Raw genomic sequence first — 573 nt, forward strand, 5'->3', positions numbered from 1 at the left:
CGGTGGGTGAACTGGCCAGCGAGCACGGTGTTCATCCCAGCCAGATCCACGCCTGGAAGAAGGCGCTGCTCGACGGCGCGGCCACGCTTGTGCAACGACAATTTTGACGTCCTGTTGACGCCAATTACGGCGTCCGGTCGGAGGGTGGGATCAGTCGTATCGTGACAGTGCCGCTCGGCGTTTTGCGGCGCGGACAGCGGAGCGAACAGCGTGATCGGTTTTGGCGATGTCGAACTTTTCGGGATGGAATGCTCGGCCCGCCCATCGCTTCATGTCGGCATGGTCGGGGTGGTTTGGGTCGTGCAAGACGTCGAGGAACTCGGCGTAGCCATGGACACCGCCGACGTCCTCCGGCGGTCGCGAGCGGGCACCGTCGATGCAGGCGGGGTACTTTCGATCGGCCTCGGGCAAACGCAGGGTTTCGATCTCGATCCGATGGTGCCAATCGTCGCCGAAGTCGTAGAGATAGAGGAACGGCGGCGGGGGACCTTGGCGCATAAATCAGCGAGAGATTGGCTGGTGCAGTGCAGCGGGGTAGGAAGGTGGCCCCGCTGAAGCCGAGACCCCGATGCC

The 573-nt window shown here is 63.5% G+C and carries 1 protein-coding gene; it reads right to left on the minus strand.

What is annotated here, in order from left to right; all coding sequences use genetic code 11:
- Positions 1-150: 150 nt before the first annotated feature.
- Positions 151-498, minus strand: a complete 348-nt coding sequence (locus EJ903_RS26465) for a plasmid pRiA4b ORF-3 family protein (RefSeq protein WP_126620828.1) — start codon at positions 496-498, stop codon at positions 151-153.
- Positions 499-573 lie beyond the last annotated feature (75 nt).

The organism is Azospirillum griseum (genome assembly GCF_003966125.1).
Lineage (GTDB): Bacteria > Pseudomonadota > Alphaproteobacteria > Azospirillales > Azospirillaceae > Azospirillum > Azospirillum griseum.

Bases quoted from the DNA above. Each gene is read 5' to 3' on its own strand.
- EJ903_RS26465 (WP_126620828.1), bottom strand. From the start codon at position 498: ATGCGCCAAGGTCCCCCGCCGCCGTTCCTCTATCTCTACGACTTCGGC.